Here is a 25,077-nt window from a genome sequence, read left to right as displayed (position 1 = left end):
ATGATGTTCACTGGCTGGCGATATGTTGTCGGTCCGTGATGTGATGATCGTTGCCGCGCCCGAGCGGAGCGGCCAGATGGCCGATCTCCTTTTCAAAAGGCAGCGTCTTGTAAATTTCAGGATCCGCACCTGTGTCGAAAAGCGCCGTATAGCCGTTGTGGAGATAGAGACCGACGGCTTCAGGCTGACGGAAGCCGGTCGTCAGATAGATGCGGGAATAGCCCTGTCTTGCCGCCTGTTCTTCCAGTTCCACGAGAAGCTTGCGCGCCAGCCCCTGTCGCCGCAGATCCGACCGCGTCCAGATGCGCTTGAACTCCGCAGTACGCGCATCAAAAGCCTTAAAGGCACCGCCGCCGATGGTTTCACCGTCCCGGATCAACAGCACAAAATTACCGCCGGGTGGTGCAAACGCCTCGGGCGGATAGCGGTTCATTTCTGCCGCCGCACCTTCCGCGTTGAAATAAGTGCCGTAACGACTGTCATATTCATACAGAAGCTCATCGATGAGCGGCTTCGCACGTGGATCAAGAGAACTGGTGTACAGAAAGATATCGCTCATCATCATCACCGTCTGTTTTCGTTGAGAAAGGCTTCGGCAAGCTGCACCCAATAGAGGGCAGCTGGCGCGATGATCTGATCGTTGAAGTTGTATTCGGCGCTGTGCAGCGGCGCGCTGTCGCCGTTACCGACGAAGAGATAGCTGCCGGGCTTTGCCTGCAGCATGAAAGCAAAATCCTCGCTGGCAGTGCGTGGCGCAAATGCGCTGTCTAGAGCGTCATCGCCGAAGGCGTCGACTGCAACCTTGCGGGCGAATGCGGTCTCCTCAACCGGATTGATGACAGAAGGAAAGCCCAACCTATAGTCGACCTCCGCAACGGCACCAAAACTTTCAGCCTGAGCGCGAGCAAGCGCCGGGATGCGTATCTGCAATCCGCGCCGCACCTCTTCGCTGTAGGAACGGATCGTCAGTTGCAGTTCCACCGAACCAGGAATGACGTTCGAAGCTTCACCGCCATGAATGGAACCGACCGTGACAACCGCCATTTCACGTGGATCGACATTGCGCGAAACGATGCTCTGCAAGGCGGTAATGAGAGACGCAGCGGCGACAATAGGATCGACAGCATTGTGCGGTTCAGCCCCGTGACCACCCTTGCCGACGATCCTGATGACAGCCTTGTCTACAGATGCCATCGCCGGTCCGGCGACAAACCCGAAACGTCCTGCGGTGACACCCGGCCAGTTGTGCAATCCGAACACCGCATCGGCGGGAAACCGTTCGAAAAGCCCTTCGCTTATCATCTTGCGTGCTCCGGCGCCGATTTCTTCTGCCGGTTGAAAAACAAGATCGAGCGTACCGCTGAAATTCCCCGCCTCGGCCAGATATCGCGCAGCCGTAAGCAGGATCGTCGTGTGCCCGTCATGACCGCAAGCGTGCATCACACCTTTGTTTCGGCTGGCATAGGGAAGCCCTGTTGCCTCTTCTATCGGTAGAGCGTCCATATCTGCCCGGATCGCGAGACGGCGCCGACCTTCCCCTCGCACCAAGGTTGCAACCACGCCGGTTCCCGCAACTCCCGTCGTGACGTCATAGCCCCAGGAAGCGAGTTTTGAAGCAATGAGGCGGCTCGTGCGATGCTCGTTGAAGGCAAGCTCCGGATGCTGATGAATGTCATGGCGAAGCGCTATGAATTCATCGAGATGCGCGGCAATGCCTTCTCTCGCGGCATCAAGCCTGTTGCGGGATCGGGAGGTTACATCCATGAAACCGGCTCCTCAGGCCCGTGCGGCCTTGTTTACCGGTTGATCTACCGCCGACGAATAACGGCTTTCGCGGAACGCAAGCCCCAGATGATCGCGTAGCGTTTCACCTCTCAGTTCCGGGTTGAAATAGCCACGCTCTTCCAGAATCGGCAGTACATGTTGGATGAAATCATCGAGACCTTCCGCAATGACGGGAAAGCCGAGAATGAAACCATCGGCGGCTTCGCTTTCCACCCAATCGATCAGTTCATCGGCAATGGCTTTCGCCGTTCCAATAAAGGCGGTGCGGGGTGTCGCGACGTCGAGTGCGATCTCGCGTAATGTGGCACCGGTTTCCCTTGCCGTCTTCTTGATGCGATCTGTTGTGGCGCGGAAACTGTTCTTGCCGATCTCGCCGAGTTCAGGGAAAGGCTCGTCGAGCGGATAGATGCTGAAATCGTGATGATCGAAGAAGCGACCGAGATAAAGCAGCGCCTCTTCGACCGACACCAGATTACGGATCGCCTGATACTTCGCGTCGGCTTCCTCCTGCGTCCGCCCGACAATCGGGCCAATACCGGGGAAAATTCCTACATCGGAAGAACTGCGCCCCTGTGCAACGGCACTTTGCTTTACCTGCCTGTAGAAAGATCGCACGTCCTCAATCTTGGCACCGTTCGTAAACACCGCATCGGCATGTTTACCGGCAAGCCGGATGCCCGAATCCGACGATCCGGCCTGAAATACCACTGGCTGCCCCTGCCTGGAACGGCTGATATTCAGCGGTCCTTCGACATTGAAAAACCGCCCTTTGTGATTAATGCGACGTAACTTGTTTTTATCGACATAGACGCCGTTTTCGCGATCGCGGACGAAAGCATCGTCATCCCAGGAATCCCAGAGCCCTTTGATGACGTCGAGATATTCGTCCGCGATTTCATAGCGTAGTTCGTGTTCCGGATGCGGGCGCCCGTAATTACGGCCTGACCCTTCCAGCGGGGAGGTAACAGCATTCCATCCGGCGCGTCCGCCAGAAATAAGATCCAGCGAAGCGAACTGGCGCGCGATGGTGAAGGGGTCACTGTAGGACGTCGATACCGTACCTACCAAACCAATTTTTGAGGTGGAAGCAGCGAGTGCCGAAAGGATCGAGATCGGTTCAAAACGATTGAGGAAATGCGGTATTGACTGTTCATTGACGTAAAGTCCGTCAGCAACAAAGGCGAAGGCGATCCCCGCCGCCTCTGCCTTGCGCGCGGCATTGACGAAGAACTCGAAATTGGTGCTTGCATCGGCGGGTCCACTTGGATGCTTCCATGCGTTCATATGGCCACCGGCCCCCTGCAGCATGACGCCAAACGTGATTTGTTTTCGTTCACTCATGTCTTTTCTCCAAGGAAGAGTTCGACGCCATGCGTCCATCTTGCAGTTCCGGTCGCGCTGCATCCGCACCGAGCAGCTAGACGTTTTCCATGGGGAGCAGCGTAAGCACCCGTCGGCCTGCCGATAAGAAAAGTAATTCTATAATTTTTATATACTTTAAAATTGCAATGCAGCATAAAGCGGCACAATACAGAATATGCCATAGAGTCAATTAGATAGCGTGGTTATGACGTCATTCATTCTTGTCCGTGACAAGCTCAAAAGAAAAATCTGACTGAAAAGAGGTGGATTTTGAGACGTCTGTTCCTTGAGGAAGAATGTTTGGTGGCCCACCATTCAAACATGGATACGAGCTATACCTATATCATCATCGCCCTGCTCCCGTTTCTGCTTTGGAGCGCGATTATCTTCGTATTGTCGGAAGCCGACATCCAAGCCGATTGCCGGGACTCCGAGGATATGAATGACGATCGCCCGACCGACGATCAGATGGCCGATATCGTGACCATTCCCTACGGTCTAATTTTCCCGCTTTATTATCATACACCGACCGCATCGCGCGAAATCGGTTAAAACAGCCACTATACTGCGACACTCGGCCAGCCACGGTAAGCTATTAATTCTCTCGATTTCATGCAAAGCATTCCGGCGAAACATCGGCGGAGTGGTTATGCTTACGAAGAAGGGCAAATACGGTCTGAAGGCTCTGGCTCATCTCGCCGCACTTGAACCGGGAGAAAGTGCGTTCGTCGCCGATATTGCCACCCAGAACAATATCTCCAAGAAATTTCTCGACGCAATCCTGCTGGAATTGCGCAATGACGGCATTCTGCGGTCGAAGAAAGGTCCCGGTGGCGGTTATAGCCTTTCCAAGCCTGCGTCGGAAATTACCATTGGTCAGGTCGTCCGTGTTCTCGACGGACCACTGGCACCAATCCGTTGCGCCAGCCGCACAGCGTACGAGCCGTGCAACGACTGCGCGGATCATCGCGCCTGTCAGGTGCGCCGATCCATGCTGCTGGTGCGCGAAGCAATAGCAGGCGTTCTCGATAGGATGACGCTGGAACAGTTTACCCGCAACGGTGGGTTGGAAGACGACCGCTCTGCGCCCGCTTGGGCACAGTTAAGCGCCTGATATAGTGTCCAGAAGGCGATAGCCGCCATTGTGATACAGAAGCGGTTCACCGGAACCCGTAACGATTTTCAGAACGCGACCGATCACGATTGCATGTGTATGGCGTTCGATCACGTCTTCCACGGCGCAATCAACGGAAGCCAATGCGCCAGCAAGTGCCAGCGCACCGCTTTCTAGTGCATACCATTCAGCATCCGCGTAACGTTCAACGCCCTTGATGCCACCCTTGCCAGCAAAACGATCGGCAATGGACTGATGGCCGGAGGACAGCACATTCACGCAGAAATGGTTATGGCGACTAATCGCCGACCAGACCGATGAACCGCGATTGATATTTACGATAATCGTTGGCGGCTCAACCGAAAGCGCTGTGGCTGACGTCACTGTCGCCCCGGTGCGCCCTTCATCGAAACCCGCCGTGACAACACTCACGCCACCTGCAAGCTGTCTCATGGCTACTTTAAGTTCGCCTGGAGAAACCTCGATATCTTCAGGCTCTTCAACATATTGCGGAATACTCTCGCGGAGATATGTTACCGTTGATCCCATCTCTGTTTATTACTCCAGATTTATCAATCTGCCATACGGTAGCAGCGCTCGGCAGATTGGCCGAGAATGCCATTTCTATAATCGACTGATTTTGTAGAAAATTAGAACCCGCCTCTAAAACGGAAGTAGATGTGCGGCAATGTCACTATGTGCCACTGATTAATGCTCGCAGCAGTTACGCTGAAAAGCCCAAATTACTTACAATTTTGGTTCATTAGAACCGTCTCGAAACTAATCAGAAACAGATCTTGAGATTTGTTTCATGACTTTATTCCAATCGTAATTGAATTGATCGGAGGGCTAACCTGCCCAAACGACACTGAGTTCTGGTTTCCTTGTGCCAGATGCGGGAAGCAGCCGCCCAAAGTCCGTGAGGATTTGCGCATAATCCTCTGCGTGGAATTCATAGGGAAGCTCCAGGCGGAATTCAGACACAAGCGGCAGAACCGGGTCGACTGCGAGCTTTTCGAGAATTTCTTCCGTCGTCCCGACAATATCAGGCAAGAACAGCGTGCGGCGTGGACCATGAGAAAGCCCCGTCCGCTTATCACGTTCAGCCGCAAATTCCGCATAACGACGACGCGCGTCCGGGCTGGCGCCATCTGTTGGCAATATCACACGCCCAAGTGCGACGCGTGGCGCACGTTCATGCGCCCATTCCTGACGGAAACGTTCAATCAATGCTTTCTGCGCAGTCAGAAAACTGTCGGTGTTTTCACCGCTGACAATATTTCCAGTCAAAAGATTAAAGCCGGCTTGTCCCGCCCATTTGGCAGAATTTTGCGAACCCCCGCCATACCACAGGCGTTCGGTCAGCCCTTCCGCAAACGGTCTCAAACGCGGGATTTGGGCACCAGCGGCATTGCCTGCCTCCGTCTTGCCGGACAGTGGCTCTGAACGTAGGGCACGCGCCAGCTTTTCAGCCCGTGAATGACTGTAATCTGCAATTGGAACAGCATCGACGAAGTCCGCGATCAGATGAGCGAAGGGCGGTTCGCCGACTGAAACACCAACATTCAGCCTGCCATTCGAAAGCAGATCGACCGTCGCCAGATCCTCAGCCAGACGAAACGGATTTTCATAGCCAAGCTGAATAACCGCGGTGCCAAGACCTATCCGTTTTGTCCGCTGCGAAGCTGCTGCGAGAAAGGTGGCGGCGGATGAAATACCGCGCTCCAGATGGCGCTGCCGCACCCATGCACTGTCGTATCCCAGCCGCTCTCCATGCTCGAAAAGCTGCAATGTATCCTCTAAACCCTGCGCGGGATCATTTTCGCGATGACTGCCAGGAATGAGAAAGGCAAAATGTCCAATGTGTGAAAGGGGCATGGTTTGTTTCCCTGCTCATGCAGCGGCTTCGCGATAGCTTTGAAGCCGCGCCAGAATGCTTGCTTCCTGCACCACCTTACGCTCCTGTACACGCTGGGTTGCTTCTTCGAAGGAGGCTGATGCTGGATAAAGTGGCGAGGAGATCGGCTGGCCCAATTTGGTGCCAATGTGCTTTTCAAAGGGCAGTGAGCGATATTGCAGAACATCGACGGATGTATCGAAAAGCGGACGATAGCCGAGTGCGATGTAGAGCGCAGTTGCTTCTGGTTGGCGGAAGCCCGTAGACAGATAAGCGCGCGTATAGCCCAGATTGCCCGCACTTTCTTCGAGCGCCAGCACAATGCGGCGCGCCAGCCCCTGCCTGCGCAAATGCGACGCGGTCCAGATACGTTTGAGCTCCACGGTTTCATCGTCGTGGCTCATATAGGCGCCACCGGCAATGGTTTCCCCATCGCGTTGAAGCAACAGGAATCCGCCAAGCGGCGGCGCAAATGCGTCCGTGGGGTAACGCAGAATTTCTGCGCGCGCGCCACCGGATCGGTCCAGATCGGCATAACGAAGATCATATTCGTGAGCCAGGCCATCGATAAGGGGCTGCGCTGCCGGATCCAAAAGAGAGGACTGTACAATAATATCAACCATGGAAAGCCTCCGCTGAACAAATGCTGCCCGACTTTGTTGAGTGGGTGCAAAAAGCCGCCATCGAACAGTATCTTCCTTTAACGGTGCCTCTTTGCTTGCAGGTTTGCACGGCATGAACGTTTAATGAGCGCGCAAATATTGGAAGATCGTTGCTCGATTAATATTCTACAAAAAACATAGATTACTCCTCATCAAATTGTTGATGAGGATGAAATGCCCTACGCGCTCAGTTTTCTCGATAAAAGTCCCATTCATGACGGCGAAGCGGCTCAAACGGCACTGGCCCGCACGATAAAGCTTGCGCAGAAAGCAGAAACCGCAGGTTTTCATCGCTTCTGGGTGGCTGAACATCACAACTCACCAGAGCTCGCCAGTTCATCACCGGAAGTGTTGATCAGCTTTTTGCTGGCACATACCAAACATATTCGAATTGGTTCAGGCGGCGTTATGCTGCAGCATTACAGCACCTACAAGGTCGCAGAAAATTTCAATCTCCTGTCTTCACTTGCGCCCGGACGTGTCGATCTGGGTGTGGGCAAAGCCCCTGGGGGGCTGCCGCTTTCAACCCGTGCCTTGCAGGGCGCCTATGACCCTGATCGGAAACCATCCTTCAATGAGCAACTGATTGAGTTAGATAAATTTCTCGACCAAAGCCCGGAAAATACCGCCGACCGGAACGGCCTTGCCGCTTATCCGGTTCCGCCACAAAAACCTGAACGTTTCCTGCTGGGTGCGAGCGTCGAAAGTGCTGAGCTTGCCGCACGTCTCAACTGGAACTTCGTCTATGCGGCTCATATTCAGGGTGACCCGACAGCCATAAAGGAAGCCGTTGACGCCTATCAGGCAATCACAAACCGTCCTGCCATTTTAGCTGTCGGCGTAATCGTTGCGGAAAGCGATGCCGAGGCAGAGAGGCTTGCAGTTGATATTCGGCGCTTCCGTGTTGCAGCCGAAGGTTTGCAGCCGGTCAACGTCGGCAGCCACGAACAAGCGCTCGAATATGTAAGGCAGGCAGGCGCCGCGCAATACACGATTGAAGAACGCACGCCACGTGTGATCCGTGGCACGGCCATCCACGTTCACACTGAGCTTCAACGCCTGCACCGTGAGTTTGGCATCGCTGAGTTTGTCATCGACTGCCCGGTTTCCGAAGGAAGCCATCGGCTCAAAACGATCGAACTTCTCGCCGAAGCGCGCCCGGCCATAGCGGCATAACTCTGCCACTTTCCCGACACCGGATGGTGGTTACACATCGGTTGACGCTATGGGAGAATAGGCAGCAAGTTCACCAAAATCTGCTTATTTGCTCATTCATTATCGGGCATGCCGTTCTGCTTGAGGTCGGCAAACTTGATAGCCATCGTTGGGTTACCGCGCGTGAGCCGCTTGACTGTCAGGTCCTCTGCCTTGTCATTTGCAAGCCGCAAGTTATTGGCAGACTTATGAAGCGCTTCCTTCGTTTTCTCCAGATCCTTGATGGCCTCGTCGATGCGTTTGACTGCTTCCTCAAAGCCATCTGAAGCCAGACGCCAATTGCGCCCGAATGCGGCTTTAAAGTCATCAAGCTGGGATTCGAAGTTTGTTATGTCGACATTTTGCGCCTTCACCAGTGCCAGCTCATTCTTGTAGTGGAGCGAGTTCATCGCCGCATTGCGCAGCAGCGTGATGATCGGGATGAAAAACTGCGGTCGGACGACGTACATTTTCGGATAGCGGTGGGATACGTCAATGATCCCGGTGTTGTAGAGCTCATTCTCGGGCTCAAGCAACGAGACCAGAACGGCGTATTCACAGCCTTTCGCGCTCCGGTCCTTGTCTAATTCTTTGAGAAAGTCTTCGTTCTTCTTCTTGGTAGCCGTCTCGTCATTTTCGTTCTTCATCTCGAACATGATCGAGACGATTTCAGAACCTGCATCGTCCATGTCGCGGAAGATGAAGTCGCCCTTGCTACCGTTGCGCGCGTCGTTATCCTTCTCAAAATACGCACGGGGGAAAGCCGTCGCACGAATGCGGTCAAACTCGATTGAGCAGTGCTGTTCCAGCGTCTCGCCGATCATTTTTGTCGATAGTTTCGCTTTCATATCCCTCAGACGCTCGATTGCGTCGTTGCGATCCTTCAGCTGCGTTTCGTACTTGTCCCTGAGTGCAGTTTCAGCAAGCTGTTTTTCGAGCGTGATCCGAGCAAGCCCATTCTTCAGTTCGTCACGCTCTTTCTCAACCGTATTGACGGCTTCGGTGACCGCGAGCTTCTGCGAAAGCTCCCCTGCATCGAGCCTGGCCTTCAGGCTCTGGATCTCCGCGTCTTTAGTGGTGGCTGCTTTCTGTAGTTCGGCAATAAGCTTCGCCTCGGCCAGTTTTGATGCAGCCTCCTGCTCCCGTCTTGCTTTCTCAAGCTCATGCAAAAGAGTATCGCGTTGTTTTTCGACAGCACTCAGCGCCTCAGCAACTGCGAGTTTCTGCGCGACTTCACCGGATTCAAGTCTTGCCCTCAGTTCCTGGATTTCAGAATCCTTGGCTGCGGCAGTCTTCTGCAATTCATTGGCAACTTTAGCCTGTGCAAGCTCAACAGCGTTACGCTTGTCCTGATCAGCCAACTCCAAGCGCTCATGCAGCTGCTTCTCGAAATCACTGTCACGCACCTGCTTCAGGATATCGGCATAGCCCGTCTCATCGATCTTGAATGCCTTGTTGCAATGCGGGCAGATGATTTCATGCATGATTATTTCCATTAGCCTTGGCCAGACGCTCTTGGAGAAACTCCTGGAGCTGCTATTGATCCGTCATCTTGTGAACGATCACTGTCTACGCGGTCAAGGTCATTTACGGTTGCTTAACCAGGCCTGCGGTCTAGCGAACCGAAGACCCCGGCTGAAATCAGCCACACTACAACATGAAGCAGTGCTCGCCGACTGACAGCACAGATGACCGATTGATGGTCAAACGGCTGTACCAACGAATGGATAGCGCATCCGGCTTGCTTGTAATTTCAGCTATCGGCTTTAAACCAATAAATACGTCGTGGCCTGCGGGTCGAAGCCAACAATACGCTTACCTTCATCGAAGGCAGTCAGCAGCTGTTCGCGAAGCGACAACCTTGCATTCATTGCCGCCGCCGGATCAATTGCAAGCAGGCGATCGATATCGCCCGGTATTTTCACGCGTCGAGCATCTGCAGGAAACTCAAGTTTCTGGCCTCGAGATCGAGCTTCTACACGCAGATCGTCCAATTGCCAGTCAGCCACGATCCGGTCCGAAGGCAACCCAGAATTGATACCGACCATAGGGCCGTAATAGTCGATATGATAAGTGGACGATGTGGCCCCGAGGCTCGCAATGTTCAGACTGGCATTGACCGCCCGGATCGGATCATAGGTCCAGCGCACATGCGTAATGCCTCTCGCAAGGCACCAATCGCGCTGGAACCACTTCATCCGCGCGCCAAGTTTCAAGCCTCTTGCTTCCGGAAGAACCGCCAGACGGTGAGAATGCTGAACACCCGGCGTTGCACTTGGGAAACCAAAGATGAAGCCTATCATCTTCCCGCCATCGAACGCTCCGGCGACAAGGCCGCCTTCGTGCTGGATGGCGAGCAATAGGTCTGAGGCATCGACAGGATCGTCGTCTCCCCACACCAGCCGCTGAACAGTCTCCGAATCCTTCATCTCGTCGAGAGAGGCGAGCTCGCGGACCAATATTTCGCTCATGCGACGAAATCCTCGCGATGGCTGGTGACCGTATCGAGAAATGCATGATCCAAGGTCACACCGATACCCGGACCGTTCTTGGGAACGGCCATTCGTCCATTTTCGGCTTCCAGCGGCTCGTTGACAATATCGCGCGGGAAGTAGCGGCTGGCGGACGATGTGTCCCCCGGTTTGGTGAAATTTGGCAGTGTGGACAGGTGAATATTGTGCGCCCGACCAATGCCTGCTTCAAGCATCCCACCGCACCATACAGGCACATCAAAGGCTGCGCAGACATCGTGAATTGCGCGTGATGCACTATGTCCACCGACTCGACCCACCTTGATATTGATGACACGGCAAGCTCTTGCGACAAGCGCCTTGCGCGCATCCACCGAAGACCGGATGCTCTCATCCAGGCAGATGGCAGTCAGCAGCTTTTCCTGCACATGGACATGATCGGTAATATCATCGAAAGCCAGCGGCTGTTCGATGTAATCGAGTGCGAAAGCATCCATCGCTTTCAGAAGCGGCAAGTCGGAAAGCCGGTAGTCTGTATTGGCATCAACCGTCAGCTTGGCTTCCGGGAAGCGCTCACGCACCGCCTGAATCATAGCGAGATCATGACCGCGCTTGATCTTCAGCTTAACGCGCTTGTAACCGGCATCGAGCGAGGCAGCGACCCGGTCAATCGTCGTTGGAATATCGGCAATGCCAAGGCTGACACCCACGTCGATAGCATCGCGAACGCCACCAAGCGCAACGCTCAATGGTAGGTTCAGTGCTTTTGCCCACAGGTCCCATATCGCCATCTCAACCATGGCCTTGCTCATTCTGTGTCCGCGCCATGGATCGAGAATGGCTGCAAGATCGGCGGGGCCGTTAAAGCGTTTGCCAACAATCTGGGGCAACAGCACATCGCGCAGGAAAGAGAGCGAACCGGAGATGGTCTCCTCCAGATAATCCGGCAACGGATCCATCACGCCTTCGGCATAACCTTCCAGGCCTTCAGCCCGCAAGGTGAGGATCGGTATGATCTTTTCGGTCATTGTTCCGGTGGAAATCACGAAAGGCACGAGCAGCGGCAAACGTATGACCCGTATTTCAGCCGCCTCGATTTTTAACCCGGCGAAGATTGGCGCTACGTGCATCGGACACTCCATCCGTGAGTACAAATGATCAATCTGGTCCAGGAGTTCCACGGTGACGAAACGTCATCCTAATTGTTCCCCTCGACCGAATTAAATTCCCTGTTCGCTGTCAAAAGTCCAATAGTTTCGTCAGCACTCTTACTGATGCTGATCCGACAGTGTGTCCAGGGGGAAAACCGGACGCCGCAGGCGAGCGTAGATCCGTCTCGACAGGTCCGGTGAGCTCAGACCACCAGCATCGGTAACAATGATCTGTGTTGCAATCGGGCCGAACGCCCCTTTGAAATGCTGCATTGATTTGACCGCCAGAACGGATTTTTCCTTCGGCTCGACGCCGACGATACGGAAAATGTTCTGATCAAGCATCTGCATGCGTTCCGACACGATCATAATATCGATCCCCTCCACACGCAGGCACACGGCTTTTCCGGTCGTTCCAGGCAAACCTGTAAACATCGGCCCTTCAAAGACGAAGGTACCGTCGCTGACCGACATGACACGGCCTGTCACAGTCAAAGGACCGCCACCAACAGATGGATCGGATTTGCCGCCAATCGTCACCGTAACAGTCTCGCCTATCGCCTTGGCTGCAATCTCTGCCACCGCTTCAGGGTCGAGAAGCGCGCCTGCGGCGGCATTGGTCACACCCGCCTGAAGCATCGCCGCAATGAGCGCAGTGCAATCGCTATAGGCCCCCGAGCCGGGATTGTCGGAGAAATCAGCGACGACAATCGTGCCTTCAGCACCCCGGGCCTCCTTCAATTGCCGGATACATTCGTCGAGAGGCATCGGCTGCGACCACTGATCCTTATAGGCCCAGATTTCGTCGCACATCTTGTCCGCGACATCGCTAGCGGTTTGTCGGCTAACGCATTTACGATCGAAGGTCACGATCACACTCGGCCCAGCCGCCCAGACATCAGCATCGGTAAACCCGGCATTGACCGCCACATTCAGGATTCCCGGTTGTTGCATCTCACGGCCTGCACTTTCGAGCAGGCGGCACATCGGACCGTTATCTGTCGTGCGACCATCATCACAACCGAGAAGCATTGGTGGGCGCCCAATGGCCAACGCAGGTTCGATTTCCCCTTTCATCGCTTGATCCAGCAACGAACAGGCCTCAACTCCGACCTCACTCATATCGATATGAGGATAAGTCCGGAATGAAACGGCGATCTGCGCCAGATCAGCCAGTTCATCAAAAATATTCGCGTGAAGGTCTAGGGTGATGGCGACCGGAACATCGTATCCGACCACGGACCGGATCTCCCGCAGGAACTGGCTGTCGCCATCCTGATCGGTCTCCGTCACCATGGCACCATGCAGGGCAACAAATATACCGTCAAAAGGTCCGGCTTCCTTCAGCCGTCGCAAGCACTCGCCGGTGATTTCCTGACGCGCAGTTTCAAGCACCGGTCCGTTCGGCTCCGCATGGGCTGCGGTGATATAAACAGGCGTCCAGCCCTTTTCATCCGCGACCTTTATCGCGCCACCGACCTCAGAGCCGGTACCTCGGAAATTGGCTGGAATCTCATCGCCCTTGAAATAATGCGACGCCCGAAAATCGCTGATGCTCGTGCGATTTTGCGTGAAGGTATTACTTTCATTGATGAGTTCGATGATCGCAACACGATAGGACACGGATCGACCTTTCTTTTGTCGGCGAAGACCACTCTGTGTTGGTCGAAACGAAATGGCTGAGGCCTGACTATGCCACACGCAGTGAGCACCTGATCTGATGTGGTGTCTCAAATCAGGCACTCTGTATGTGAGGGTGGAGCGAACTACTTCGCGAAGATTTCGCTCGCGAATTTCGGCTTTTCCCTGATGTCGAAATCAAAGTACTTGGCACTGATCTTGTCGTAGCTACCGTCCTGGATGATCTCCGCAAGCGCCTTGTTGACGCGCGTGCGCAGTTCTTCGTCATCCTTGCGGAAGGCCATTCCGGCACCCAGGGTTCCATCTAGAAGGAACTCATTGCCGACAAATTCGCAGCAATCCGCACCCTTCTTAATCCAGTCGCTGAGCGCGAATTTGGATTCCAGCAAGAGGTCAATGCGGCCGTTCTCGATATCCAGGAAGGCTTCTTCCAGTGTCGGATATAGCTTCACCTCATTATCCGGGAAAAAGCGCTGCAAAGCATCGACGGCGATGGAGCCAGTCTGGGTGCCTATGACCTTGCCCTTGGCACTTTCAGGCGTCACATCCTTCAGGCCAAGCTCCTTCAAAGCGACAAACCGCATGGTGTTGTAGTAATACGGATCGGAGAAGCTGACCTGCTGCATACGCGATTCAGTAATAGCCATCGAAGAAGCCATGATGTCGAACTTCTTTGACTGAAGCGCCGGAATAATCCCGCTCCACTCGTTGGCGCTCCATACGCAATCAGCTTTCAGTTTTTCACAGATCGCATTGCCGACATCGATATCAAAACCTTTGAGCTGCCCGCTCGGATCCAGATAATTGAAAGGGGCATAGGCACCTTCGGCTCCCATGCGGATTTCTTCGGCATGGGCTGGAAGGGCACCACATACGGCGATAAAGGCGGCAACAATTCCCATTTTAGCTTGCTTAAGCACGTTTCGTTCTCCTGTTATATGCCCTTACCGGCTTCGTCGCCTGCGCGCTGTCATCCATGATCAGGAACCGCAGAGCTCAAACACCCAGGGGCAGTTTTTATTGATTGACGATTATGCTTGTGCCGTGGGTCGATCAATGCAAAAGATCTATTCAATGGTATTAGAAAAATTCATAATGTTATGACGTCAAGGGCGAAGCGGCGAAAACTCCCAAGCTTGAGAGCCTTAAGGGCTTTTGAGGCCGTTTCGCATTGCCAAAGCTTCACTGCCGCCGCAGAAGAGCTTGCAGTCAGTCAGGGCGCTGTGAGCCATCAAATCAAGCTTCTGGAACAGGCTTTGGGTTGTCAGTTGCTTATTCGCGGCTCGCGCGGTGTATCCGTTACCGCAGAAGGTGCGCTGCTGCTGGAGGTTTGTGCTCGGGCATTTGATGAAATCGGCGCAGTTACGACGCTGATCGGACAGGACAACAAGACCCAAATTCTCCGGGTTCGCGCCGGTCCTTTTTTCGCAATGGAAGTGATCGCAAGCAGGATAGCTGGCTTCTTGAAGCAAAATCCAGGCATCCAGCTTCACTTGAATAATCTCGATATAGATTCCATCGCTCAGGATAGAGAAGACGCACAGATAAAGTATTGTCTGCATCCTCCTGCAGGCATGTACAACATCGAACTTCTAAAAGAAAAACTGGTACCTGTCTGCAGCCCCTCACTTCTGGCCAATGTGACAAATCCAGAAGACCTTCTCGTGAATCCTGACATTCCTCGCTTGCATTATCGGGACGTAAACGACTGGAAAAGATGGATATCCCACCACGGATTTGATGATTTAACCGCCAATTCAAACCTCTTTTTTGACGATCAACACACATTGTTGGCGGCTGCTCGTTCCGGACAGGGCATTGGTTTTTCTCATCGGCCTCTGGTCGAAAACGACGTGCAGCGCGGAAGCCTCCGCATCGTGTCCGAGCGATATTTCGAGCCCAAGGAATCCTACAAGTTTATATGCAGCCACGAAAACATTGCCTCCAACCCGGCGTTGCAGCTCTTCCGCGACTGGCTTGTCAAAGAGGTTTCGACCATCAGTTAGGTTCAGACAGTTATCCCAGATGGAGGAGGTAGCGGATTCACGCTTGTCCAGCGGCAGTCGTTTACGATCTGCTGACGCAGATATGCATCCCGAACCGCTGCTCGTTCGCAATTGCAAGGCCGCCGCCACTATGCGTGGCGGCCGTTTGGTCATGCTCAGAGGTTTTCCTTGTAGAATGGAATCAGCTTCGCCAATGCCTTTCCGACCGGTTCCGGCTTGTCATAAAGATCGTAGTGCGACCAACCCTCGACGACGACCAGTTCCTTCTTCTTCGAGGCCGCCCGTTCGATTATTTCGCAGCCATCACGGTACGCACCGAAAGCGCCTACCTGATCACCGACCACTATGCAGAGAGGTTGTGTCAACAAAACTTCAGCGAGGTGGAATGCGTCCCAGCCAACTGCCGCCGCCTGATGCGACAGGAGCGAGCGGTTCAGACCGTTCGGCTTCTGGCCACGCGGCGTGCGGTAATATTCGGTCGCTTCCAGCGGGTCACGGTCGGTAACACCGGCAGCACGGGCTTCCTCGACAGAACTGGCCAGCAAATTGTCGACGTGGAGAGATCCGCCGCGAGCCTCAGCGGTCCGTTGCTTGGCCATTGCCTCCAGAGCACCTATTGGGTTGAGGCCGGTGAAGTTGCCCCGCATCAGGCGACCATAGTTCGCGCCGGTAACAGTGCCCACTGCCTTGATGCGGCGCTCGGTCATAGCAGCGTTGATCGAGTAACCACCACCACCGCAGATGCCGAGGACACCGATGCGATCCTCGTCGACATAGGGAAGCGTCACCAGATAATCGGCCACATGGCGAAAGTCCTCCACGCGCAATGTTGGGTCTTCGATGAAACGCGGCTCACCGCCGCTGGCACCCTGGAAGCTCGCATCGAAAGCGATGACAACGAAGCCCTCCTTGGCAAGAGCAACACCATAGACGTTGCCTGAGGTTTGATCCTTGCAGCTTCCGATAGGGTGTGCGCTGATGATAGCCGGATATTTTTTCGACTTGTCAAAGTTTGGCGGGAAATGGATATCGGCGGCAATATCCCAATACATATCGTGATTACGGATTTTCACGGTTTCCATGATGGGTTCTCCTTGATTTCGGTATTATGAGGCATTTCATCTGCTGATGGGCTGGCGCTTTCACATGAAGGCCGGCTTGTCGCCATCGGTGTTGGGCTTATTCACGCCGATGTTACGATCGCCGAGTGCGCCCGGCGCTTGAAGCAATTCAACGACGAGGGCTGCCACACTCTTCCGGGCGACTTCGGTACCCTTGAACGGCTCGTTTCGCTCGGTAATTTCGTAGTCGACCTCGTCGACATCAGTCAGCCAGGCAGGCCGCAGGATGGCATAGTCCAGCCCCGAAGCTTCAATGGCATCGGCAGCCTTGCGGTAAGGCGGCAGGTATTCACCGATTTCCCGCTTGTTCCATTCGCCAAATTTGCCCGGCACTTCATCATAGATGCCGAGAGTGGTGCAGAAGATCAGCTTGCAAACACCGGTGCCCTGCATAGCATTGATGATGGCATCAGCCTGTGCGTCGACATCACCGGCAAGGTTGGCATAGACCACATTCTGGCCGAGCATCGCTTCCTTCAGTTTGGCAGCGTTGTGAACGTCGCCTTCAATGATGCGGGCATTAACGGTTACGTCGCGGCTCAACTTCCCCGCGTCGCGTTGGAACAGGGTCAGTTCGGCATCGTCGCGACTGACAAGCATGTCGACGACATGCCGGGCAATCTGCCCGCTCGCACCAAGGATCAGGATTTTGACCACATTATCCTCCCTACAGTTTATTGCATGGAATTAAATATAAGCCGGTATACGGCAAGGAAAAATAGGGGTACTCTTCAATGAGTTTGAAGCAGTAGTTCATAATGAGCGCACATGGACCGCAATCTCCTTCCTGCCCTCGCCGCTTTCGCGGAAGTCGCCCGCGAAGGAAGCTACACGCGCGCCGCCGGCCGGATTGGCATTTCTCCGTCGGGTCTGTCGCAAGCAATCAGAACCCTGGAACAACAGCTTGGCGTGCGTCTGCTCAACCGGTCGACACGTTCGGTGTCACTGACGGATGACGGCAGGAAGCTGCTGTCTCAGGTCGAGCCAGGGCTGGCAATGATCTCGCATGCGGTGGTCGCGGTTGGCGAAGCGCGCGATAAGCCGAGTGGTGAGATCCGGCTGAATGCACCGCGCGTCGTCGCGCATCATTTCATCGAACCACATCTGGGTGAGTTCGCGCGCAGATATCCTGAAGTGCGTGTTGAACTGTTCGTTGACGATGGATTGGGAGACATTGTGCGGGAAGGCTGCGATGCGGGCATTCGTCTGCGCGAAAGCGTGACAGACACGATGGTTGCCGTACCGATCACGCTTCCTGTTTCGCTGGCTATCGTCGGCTCGCCAGCTTATTTCGCAGCCAATCCACCCCCGAAACGGTTCGAGGATTTGGCAGACCATAATTGCCTCGGCTTTCGCCAAACCAGCAGCGGGACCGTTTTCCGCTGGGAACTGACGGATCCCCGCTCGGGCGAAGAGCGGCTGTTTCAGCCTTTCGGAACATTTGCCACCAATAGCGACGACGTCATGTTGAGCGCCGCACTCCAAGGTGTCGGTTTGGTTATGCACCTGGACTTTGCTGTCCGTCAGCATCTGGCCTCAGGCGCATTGGTGCGGGTGATGGAGGAGTGGTGCCTGCCTTTCGAGGGCTTCAATCTCTATGTGTCATCGCGCGAGCAAATGCCGGCCAAATTACGCGCCTTCGTCGATTTCCTCGTCGAGAAACGGCGGCAGCTGGAACCATAACCAGCTTGGTGTCAGTCGGCTTTTCGGCAAGAAGCACGTCGCCTCGCCCCCAAACCCTCCGTTCCTCCCTATCCGATCTCGGCTTTCGGGTGAATGTCAAAGCCATCGAGCTCGAAATGAAGGCGCAAAACAGACGCCGACTTAATCAATAGTATTCCATCCCATGCGTCGCCAGCCCAACTGTTTCAGGCCAACATTGTCGAGCTGTTGATCACAATAAGCGCCCCGGCAGATTTGATCTGAAAAACAGAACCCGACGATGCGTAACCAAGTGGTTTAGCGCGATGCCAGGTTCTGCCAACATTTCCTTCAGATTGTGAAGGGCCGATCAGCTGATAAAGAGCCGGAGGACCAGAGTCTTCGTCATGGGCAGAACTTTATCAGCCATTCGCTGATCTTCTTATGTGTTTGCCGAAACAAAAGCCGACATGCTGGTGATCAACAGCATACCGACAGTTGCGCCTGCATCCTGAAGACCGATGGTCTTTTCCTGAAAAGCTGCGGCCTTGCCGTGCTGGGCAACCATCGTTTTAGTCGCTTCAAGCGCATCTTCGGCGGCCTTGGCCGCAGCTGCAAGCGCATCAGTAAGTGATGCACCAGCTGCAGCTTGTGCTTCAAGCGTTACGGCGATTGGATCAAGCACATCGAGAAGTGTCTTGTCGCCAACCTTTGCCTTGCCGCGTTCGGCAATGCCATCGCGATAGGCACGCCAGAAGGCGGCAATCTCTGCAGTGCCCAACTCGTCGATACCATCGCAGGCCTTGCTTGCACGCAGGAAGCCCGTTGCGGTCAGCGTACCCATGGTCGATGGCGCAACGCGCGCCATGGTGGTTCCAGCCGTGCGCAACAGCTTGGAAATACCAGCGGCTTCGCCTTCCGCATGGACAGCTTCCGCAGCCGCTGCAAAGGCTTTGCTCATGGTGATGCCGAGATCGCTATCGCCAACCTTACCGTCCAGCGCGATAAGGAATTCGCGCTGTTCTGCAAAAAGCTGCTTCCAGCTGTCGAAGAGATTGATCAGATCAGATGCTGTAATGACGTTCATGACTGCACCTCAACCCGCAAAATGCTTGAAGAATGGGGTGTTGGCGGAAGCGGCAACCAGCGGTTCCAATTCGTCATCGAGATGCAGCACGGAAACTGACGCGCCAGCCATTTCCATGGAAGTGGCAAACTCGCCGATCCAGACATGCTTGACCTTGACGCCACGCTCATCAAACAGCTGGGAAACTCTGCGGAACATGATGTAAAGCTCTTCAAGCGGCGTGCCGCCAAGACCATTGACCAGCACGGCTACTTCATCGCCCTTGGCATAGGTCTGTTCGGCAAAAATACGTTCCATCAGCTCGTCGATAACGGCGTCGGCACTGGCCAGCTTCTTGCGGCTGATGCCCGGTTCGCCATGGATGCCCATGCCGATTTCCATTTCATCTTCGCCGATGGAGAAGGTGGCGTGACCGATTTCCGGCACAACGCAGCTGGAAAGTGCAACGCCCATGGTGCGGGTGCGCAGACGTGCCTTATCGGCAAGACGCGTCACTTCATCAAGCGACAGCCCGTTGGCGGCGGCGGCACCAGCTGCCTTATAGACAAAGAAGATACCGGCAACGCCGCGACGCTTGTGTTCTTCACCGACAACCGAGGAAGCCACATCATCATTGCCGACAACCTGCTTGACGGCGATGCCATCGAGATCGGCAAGTTCTGCGGCCATATCGAAATTGATAATGTCGCCACTGTAATTGCCATAGATGTAAAGAACGCCGGCGCCCTGATCGATAGCCTTGGTGACCTGATACATCTGTTCCGAGCTTGGCGACTGGAAGACGCCGCCGACAGCTGCGCCATCGATCATGCCTTCGCCGATATAGCCCAAGAACAGCGGCAGGTGGCCGGAGCCACCGCCAGTTGCAATGCCGACCTTGCCGGATTTGGTATTGGCTGTAACCATGCAACGCTTGTCGTTGTCGACAAAGGTAAGCTCGGGATGCGCCCGATAGATGCCTTCAAGCATCTCATCCACGAAATTGACGGGATCGTTCAGGAATTTCTTCATGATTTCCTCTTGAGAGTATCGGGTTATTTCTTGCGTTGGCGGGTGACGAAGAAGGCGGCAGCCAGCAGAATGAAGCAGCCGACGACAAGACGCTGCCATGTGCTGGGGATGCCGACGAGCACCAGAACACTGTTGATGACGGTGATGAGCAGCACACCGAGAAGGGTGCCGAAGACTGTGCCGGTGCCGCCGGTGATGCGTGCACCACCCAGAACCACAGCGGCGATAACGGCGATTTCGGTTCCGACGAAGTCGAACGGGCTCGACTGGCGATTGGCGCAGACATGGATGATGCCTGCAAGTCCGGCCAGACCACCTGCATAGCCGAACAGGAAGATATGGATGGTGCGCAGATTATAGCCGAGGCGGCTTGCGATCTGGCTGTTACCACCCATCGCAAAAATCGCGCGGCCCATCAAAGTGCGGTTCAATATCCACCAGGTCAGGATTGCGGCCGCAGGCAGCACCAGAAAGTAGAATGGCATGGTGATGGTGGCACCGGTTGCCGATTCAAACTGGAACAGCGGCAGGCGACCGAAGGCGCCCATTGTCGGGGGCAGGGACATGATCCAGACCGTGCCGACAAAGGCCAGCAGGAAGCCACGGAAGAGATATTGTGTGCCGATGGTGACGATCAGTGACGGTACATTGAGGTAATGCACCAGAAGACCATTGAGGACGCCGAGGAAAATACCGCCAGCAATCGCCATCAGAATGATGAAGACGATCGGCAGTTCCGGCATATAGGCCTGCACCAGAAGCGTCAGCGAATAGACTGTCGTGGCAGCAATCGCCGTAAAGGAAACATCAATGCCGCCAGCGGCGAGAATGATGAAGACGCCAAGCGCAAACAGGCCCATCACCACACTGGCACGGCCAATATCGATCAGTGTCGAGGCTTGCAGGAATGCAGGGTTGATGATCGAGACAATCGTGCAGATTGCCACGAGCAGAAAGAAAGTGATCGATTCCGGGCGCCTGCGAATGAAGTCACCCAGTTTGAAGGAGTGAGCCCGCCCCACATCCTGTTGATACTGCGACGCACTCATTAGGCAACTTCCTTCTGCGACGACATCATGGCTTGATAGAGCTGATCTTCGGTGGCCTGTGCAGCATCCAGTTCGGCAACGATGCTGCCTGAGTTCATGACGAGAATGCGGTCTGCATTCTGCAGAAGCTCCGGTAGATCATCGCTGACGATGATGAGGCCCATGCCAGCTTCGGCCAGCGCCTGAATTGCGCGGTAAATTGTGTCTTTCGATCCCACATCGACGCCGACGGTCGGGCCGTGCAGCACCAGAAGCTTGGGGCCAATGCTCAGCCAGCGACCAATCAAAACGCGCTGCTGATTGCCGCCCGAAAGCGCGCCAACCGGCAGGTCGAGATTGGTTGTATTCAGCCGCATCTCTTTCATGAGCGAGGCGGCGATGTTGCGGCCCTGTTTCTGATCAACGATGCCAAGGCTGTTGCAGAGCTTTCTGAAGATCAGAGCGATCTCGTTTTGAAAGATCGATTTATCGAGGAAAAGGCCTTCTGCAAGGCGGTCTTCCGGCACATAGCCAATGCCACGCTCGATGGCTTCCGCCGGGCTTTTAACTTCGGTCTTTTGACCTTCGAGGCGGATTGAACCTCTATCAGCAGGTACAACGCCGGTGATTGCCATGGCCAGCTCGTTGCGTCCGGAATCTGCAAGGCCGGTAATGCCGAGGATTTCACCCTTACGAAGGGTAAAGCCAATGTCCTTGAAGCCCGATGCGGTAAGGCCGTCGAGTTTGAGCAGTTCGGTGTCGCCAGGCTGTGCCGTGCGATAACGCTCAGCGTCGATTTCCCTGCCGATCATCAGCTCGGACAGCTGCTGCTTGGTATAGTTTTCGATCGGGCCTTGTGCCACGCACTGGCCATCGCGGAAGACGACTGCATTGCCGCCGATGCGATAGCATTCATCAAGCTTGTGGGTGACGAACAGCACGGCGACGCGTTCTGCGCGCAGGCGTTCAACGACTTCAATCAGATTATCCACTTCGCGACGGGTCAGCGATGTGGTCGGTTCATCCATGATGACGAGCTTGGCGCGGGTTGCGATTGCGCGTGAGATGGCAACCAGCTGGCGCATGGCAAGCGGCAGCTCGGAAACGATTGTGTTCAGGAAGGCTTTGTCGGTTGGCAAGCCAACCGTGCTCAATGCCCGTTCCGCAGTCTCGCGAAGCTGCGAAAGCTTGACACTGCGGAACAGTCGGCCATTGCCTTCAACAAGCTGCTCATTCAGCGCTACGTTTTCAGCGACGGTCAGATTGGGGATAAGTGACAGATCCTGATAGACGGTCTCGATACCGGCTGCCAGCGACTGGATCGGGTTCAGCGAAGTATAGGTTTTGCCATCGAGAATGATCTCGCCTTCGCTGGGTGCATGTGCGCCGGACATGATCTTGATGACCGTACTCTTGCCGCAGCCATTTTCACCCAACAGGTGATAGGCCTGGCCAAGATCGATTGTCAGATCGATGCCGCGCAGCGCGTGAACGCCGCCAAACCGCTTATGGATGTTGCGCAGTTCGAGAAAACGATCCGGCGACCGGTCGCTGCTCGTCCCATTCTTCGTCGTAGTTGACACGTTAAATTCCTTTGTCGCCGCACCGCTCGCCAAAGCGATTGGGCTGGCTGTAGGACCGTTGGCTTTCGTTCGCCACGCGCTAATGTCTTGATTTTAGATAGTTCGTTTGGTTCAGGCGCCCGGATGCAGTGAAGCATCCGGGCTTTTGACACCACCGCGTGCGGCTGAACGATGTCCGCACACGATGGTCAGTCAGCCTGTAGCAGCGCTCTTAGAACAGGTGTTCCTTGTAGGTCGCCTTGTCAGCAATAACCATGCCGTTGCCGATCACGAGAAGGCCTTCACCGGCACCCTTTTTGACGCTGACCTTGTTATAGCCTTCAACGCCGAGGTCGGTGCCTTCCTTGACTTCCTTCTTTTCGAGCAGAAGCTTGGCAACCGCATTCATAGCCATGCCAGCCTTCTGCGGATCCCAGAAGCCGATTGCTGTGATCGCACCGGATTCCAGCAGATCAGCTGAAGGGTTTGGCAGACCGGTGCCGACCAGGCATACCTTGCCGCTCAGGCCAGCTTCATCGATAGCGCGGCCAACGCCGAGAACGTCGTTACCGGCAGAGGTCTGGAAGCCCTTCAGGTCAGGATGCTTGCGCAGGATTTCCTTGGCCTTTTCATAGGTGCCGTTGGCATCGTCGAAGGATTCGTTGTTCGGATCGACGAGCTGCATGTCAGGATACTTCTTGGCGTTTTCTTCGCCCGAACCAACCCACTGCATGTGCGTGCGACTGCCGAGCGAGCCAACAAAGGTGGTCCACTTGCCGCTCTTGCCCATGCATTCTGCCAGACGCTCATTGAGCGCTGTGCCGTAATCGGCATTATCGAAGGCTTCGACATCGGCCATGGTGTTGACCTGGTTGTCGGCTTCGTGGGTCACAACAACGATGCCGCGTTCCATGGCGCGCTTGAAGGTGCCTTCAAGAACAGCTGGGTCCATAGGAACGACTGCAAGCGCATTGACGCCCTTGGCAACGAGGTCCTGAACGATCTGAAGCTGCTGTGCTGCGTCTGCCGTTGCCGGCCCGCTCTGTGTTGCAACCACATCCGGGTTGGCCTTCTGATAGGCTTCAACGCCTGTGTTCATGCGGTCGAACCAAGGAATACCGCTGATCTTGACGACCGTTGCGATGACCGGCTTTTCCTGTGCGACGAGCGTGCCCGCGCTGCCCGCGACGATCGCTGCACCAATGATGGTTCCGGTGAGCAGTTTTTTCGTTGTTGCTTTCATCATTTCCTCCACACTTACCATCCCCCAAAGTCTATGTTCGGGTGCCTGAGGGTTGAGCACCGATGTTTCCCTTTTGGCGATTGCCGAGGGTAAAGAATCCCGCGATGTCGTATTTTCCGACGGCAAGGAAGGCGAGCAGCAGCAGGCCCCAGGCGAAGTCGCGGACGAAGTTGGAAAGGCCGCCGAAGTTGAGCAGGCTAGACATGAGCTGCAAAGCAATAGCGCTCAGCACCACGCAGATAACACGGCCATAGCCACCTTCAGGCTTCACGCCCGCCATGACGGCGATGAGAATGGCGACCAGCAGATACGAGCTGCCATAGTCGAACTTCACGTTGACGTTGCGCGCTGCAATAATGATGCCTGCAATCGCTGCGAGAAATCCACTCGTGGCATAGGTCGCAATCAACACGCCATTACGCGGGAAACCAGCAAAGACAGCGGCTTTCGGATTGGTGCCCATCAGCATCAGCCAGTAGCCATAAGGTGTGAAGCGCACGACCGCTGCGATCAGCAAGGCTACCGCTATGAAGATCAGGAAGCTGATCGGAACAGCCAAAAACATGTCATTGCCGATGCGCGACAGAAGATCGGGGCTGCCGACCATGACAGCGCGACCACCAGACACAACAACCGCAAGACCCGTAAAAGCCATCTGCGTGCCAAGCGTGCAGAGGATCGGGGTGATGTTGAAGCGCGCAATCAGGATTCCGTTGACGATGCCGCCCGCAAGACCGATCACCAGTGCCAGTCCGATAAAGGCGAGGCTGAAGCCAAGCTGGTTTTCGGCGCTTGAGATAAACATCGAAACGATAACAGCGGAGAGCACACCGGAAAGGTTGGCTAGCGCAATGCCCGAGAGATCGATCCCGCCATTGCCAGCGCACATGGCCAACATGACGCCGATTGCCAGAAGCCCGATTTCAGGCACCTGACCTGCCATGGACTGCAGATTGAACAGGGATAGGAAAGATCCTCCCGAAATATACGCGCCAAGCGCGAGCAATCCGAGATTGATGACAACAAGCATAGCAAGCTGATTGCTTGTCTTCTGCATGGTCTCCTCCTACCACGTTTAGTAAACAAAACTGTTATTCACTA

General features: G+C 54.9%; 24 protein-coding genes. 5 read left to right on the top strand and 19 right to left on the bottom strand.

Going from position 1 to position 25,077, the window contains the following annotated elements; translation table 11 throughout:
- Positions 1-7 precede the first annotated feature (7 nt).
- The 3 genes from FG152_RS16200 to FG152_RS16190 are packed head-to-tail and all read right to left on the bottom strand — an operon-like array spanning position 8 to position 3,126.
- Complete coding sequence (locus FG152_RS16200) at positions 8-559, bottom strand: GNAT family N-acetyltransferase (RefSeq protein ID WP_036563904.1); 552 nt, start codon at positions 557-559, stop codon at positions 8-10.
- 5 nt (positions 560-564) lie between these two features.
- Complete coding sequence (locus FG152_RS16195; RefSeq protein WP_010660643.1) at positions 565-1,764, bottom strand: M20 aminoacylase family protein; 1,200 nt, start codon at positions 1,762-1,764, stop codon at positions 565-567.
- A gap of 12 nt (positions 1,765-1,776) precedes the next feature.
- A complete protein-coding gene (locus tag FG152_RS16190; protein WP_010660642.1) occupies positions 1,777-3,126 on the bottom strand; it encodes an LLM class flavin-dependent oxidoreductase in 1,350 nt (449 codons plus the stop codon).
- Positions 3,127-3,450: 324 nt separating this feature from the next.
- Here FG152_RS16190 and FG152_RS16185 point away from each other — a divergent pair, with 324 nt between their 5' ends.
- Both FG152_RS16185 and FG152_RS16180 read left to right on the top strand, forming a co-directional pair.
- Positions 3,451-3,699 (top strand): hypothetical protein, encoded by a 249-nt coding sequence (locus FG152_RS16185; RefSeq protein WP_010660641.1) that lies wholly within the window; start codon positions 3,451-3,453, stop codon positions 3,697-3,699.
- Positions 3,700-3,796: 97 nt separating this feature from the next.
- Positions 3,797-4,261, top strand: coding sequence for an RrF2 family transcriptional regulator (locus FG152_RS16180; protein WP_010660640.1), 465 nt, complete (start codon positions 3,797-3,799; stop codon positions 4,259-4,261).
- Here the strand turns inward: FG152_RS16180 and FG152_RS16175 are convergent.
- From FG152_RS16175 to FG152_RS16165, 3 genes are all read right to left on the bottom strand, one after another.
- Positions 4,250-4,810: a flavin reductase family protein gene (locus tag FG152_RS16175; RefSeq protein WP_036578116.1), complete on the bottom strand. Its 561-nt coding sequence runs from the start codon at positions 4,808-4,810 to the stop codon at positions 4,250-4,252. The two genes, FG152_RS16180 and FG152_RS16175, sit on opposite strands and share 12 nt — an antisense overlap.
- A 300-nt stretch (positions 4,811-5,110) precedes the next feature.
- On the bottom strand, positions 5,111-6,139 hold the full coding sequence (locus FG152_RS16170; protein ID WP_010660639.1) for an LLM class flavin-dependent oxidoreductase: 1,029 nt from the start codon (positions 6,137-6,139) through the stop codon (positions 5,111-5,113).
- A gap of 15 nt (positions 6,140-6,154) precedes the next feature.
- Complete coding sequence (locus tag FG152_RS16165; protein WP_010660638.1) at positions 6,155-6,781, bottom strand: GNAT family N-acetyltransferase; 627 nt, start codon at positions 6,779-6,781, stop codon at positions 6,155-6,157.
- A 213-nt stretch (positions 6,782-6,994) separates the two neighbouring features.
- Between FG152_RS16165 and FG152_RS16160 the strand changes: the two genes are divergently transcribed.
- A complete protein-coding gene (locus tag FG152_RS16160; RefSeq protein WP_036578114.1) occupies positions 6,995-7,996 on the top strand; it encodes an LLM class flavin-dependent oxidoreductase in 1,002 nt (333 codons plus the stop codon).
- Between the two features lie 92 nt (positions 7,997-8,088).
- On the opposite strand, the gene FG152_RS16155 is transcribed toward FG152_RS16160, so the two are convergent.
- From FG152_RS16155 to FG152_RS16135, 5 genes are all read right to left on the bottom strand, one after another.
- Positions 8,089-9,498, bottom strand: a complete 1,410-nt coding sequence (locus FG152_RS16155) for a DUF2130 domain-containing protein (protein WP_010660636.1) — start codon at positions 9,496-9,498, stop codon at positions 8,089-8,091.
- Between the two features lie 282 nt (positions 9,499-9,780).
- On the bottom strand, positions 9,781-10,485 hold the full coding sequence (locus tag FG152_RS16150; RefSeq protein ID WP_010660634.1) for a GNAT family N-acetyltransferase: 705 nt from the start codon (positions 10,483-10,485) through the stop codon (positions 9,781-9,783).
- A complete protein-coding gene (gene menC / locus FG152_RS16145; protein WP_010660633.1) occupies positions 10,482-11,615 on the bottom strand; it encodes an o-succinylbenzoate synthase in 1,134 nt (377 codons plus the stop codon). The genes FG152_RS16150 and menC overlap by 4 nt, the downstream gene beginning before the upstream one ends.
- Positions 11,616-11,753: 138 nt before the next feature.
- Positions 11,754-13,259 carry a M81 family metallopeptidase gene (locus FG152_RS16140; RefSeq protein ID WP_010660632.1) on the bottom strand — a complete coding sequence of 502 codons (1,506 nt, stop codon included), beginning with the start codon at positions 13,257-13,259 and terminating at the stop codon, positions 11,754-11,756.
- A gap of 143 nt (positions 13,260-13,402) precedes the next feature.
- The gene (locus tag FG152_RS16135; protein WP_235691822.1) at positions 13,403-14,197 is read right to left on the bottom strand and encodes an ABC transporter substrate-binding protein; all 795 of its coding nucleotides are present in this window, start codon (positions 14,195-14,197) and stop codon (positions 13,403-13,405) included.
- 216 nt (positions 14,198-14,413) lie between these two features.
- Here FG152_RS16135 and FG152_RS16130 point away from each other — a divergent pair, with 216 nt between their 5' ends.
- The gene (locus FG152_RS16130; protein ID WP_235691820.1) at positions 14,414-15,283 is read left to right on the top strand and encodes a LysR family transcriptional regulator; all 870 of its coding nucleotides are present in this window, start codon (positions 14,414-14,416) and stop codon (positions 15,281-15,283) included.
- Positions 15,284-15,438: 155 nt separating this feature from the next.
- Here the strand turns inward: FG152_RS16130 and FG152_RS16125 are convergent, their stop codons facing one another.
- Both FG152_RS16125 and FG152_RS16120 read right to left on the bottom strand, forming a co-directional pair.
- The gene (locus FG152_RS16125; protein ID WP_010660629.1) at positions 15,439-16,365 is read right to left on the bottom strand and encodes an alpha/beta hydrolase; all 927 of its coding nucleotides are present in this window, start codon (positions 16,363-16,365) and stop codon (positions 15,439-15,441) included.
- Positions 16,366-16,425: 60 nt separating this feature from the next.
- A complete protein-coding gene (locus FG152_RS16120) occupies positions 16,426-17,061 on the bottom strand; it encodes an SDR family oxidoreductase (protein WP_010660628.1) in 636 nt (211 codons plus the stop codon).
- A 111-nt stretch (positions 17,062-17,172) separates the two neighbouring features.
- Here FG152_RS16120 and FG152_RS16115 point away from each other — a divergent pair, with 111 nt between their 5' ends.
- Entirely contained in the window at positions 17,173-18,087 is a 915-nt protein-coding gene (locus tag FG152_RS16115; RefSeq protein ID WP_036578729.1) for a LysR family transcriptional regulator, read from the top strand.
- A gap of 400 nt (positions 18,088-18,487) precedes the next feature.
- Here the strand turns inward: FG152_RS16115 and FG152_RS16110 are convergent, their stop codons facing one another.
- The 6 genes from FG152_RS16110 to FG152_RS16085 all read right to left on the bottom strand — a co-directional run bounded on the left by FG152_RS16110 (position 18,488) and on the right by FG152_RS16085 (position 25,033).
- A complete protein-coding gene (locus FG152_RS16110; RefSeq protein ID WP_010660626.1) occupies positions 18,488-19,132 on the bottom strand; it encodes a dihydroxyacetone kinase family protein in 645 nt (214 codons plus the stop codon).
- Positions 19,133-19,141: 9 nt separating this feature from the next.
- Entirely contained in the window at positions 19,142-20,143 is a 1,002-nt protein-coding gene (locus FG152_RS16105; protein WP_010660625.1) for a dihydroxyacetone kinase subunit DhaK, read from the bottom strand.
- 23 nt (positions 20,144-20,166) lie between these two features.
- Entirely contained in the window at positions 20,167-21,192 is a 1,026-nt protein-coding gene (locus FG152_RS16100; protein ID WP_010660624.1) for an ABC transporter permease, read from the bottom strand.
- Complete coding sequence (locus FG152_RS16095) at positions 21,192-22,754, bottom strand: sugar ABC transporter ATP-binding protein (RefSeq protein ID WP_010660623.1); 1,563 nt, start codon at positions 22,752-22,754, stop codon at positions 21,192-21,194. The genes FG152_RS16100 and FG152_RS16095 overlap by 1 nt, the downstream gene beginning before the upstream one ends.
- Before the next feature lie 211 nt (positions 22,755-22,965).
- On the bottom strand, positions 22,966-23,976 hold the full coding sequence (locus tag FG152_RS16090; RefSeq protein WP_010660622.1) for a substrate-binding domain-containing protein: 1,011 nt from the start codon (positions 23,974-23,976) through the stop codon (positions 22,966-22,968).
- A 31-nt stretch (positions 23,977-24,007) separates the two neighbouring features.
- Entirely contained in the window at positions 24,008-25,033 is a 1,026-nt protein-coding gene (locus FG152_RS16085; protein WP_010660621.1) for an ABC transporter permease, read from the bottom strand.
- Between the last annotated feature and the right edge of the window lie 44 nt (positions 25,034-25,077).

This window comes from Ochrobactrum sp. XJ1, assembly GCF_024701725.1.
Classification (GTDB): Bacteria; Pseudomonadota; Alphaproteobacteria; order Rhizobiales; family Rhizobiaceae; genus Brucella; species Brucella anthropi.
The sequence above is the reverse complement of the archived record's forward strand: the minus strand, read 5'-3'. Positions and strand labels throughout refer to the sequence as shown.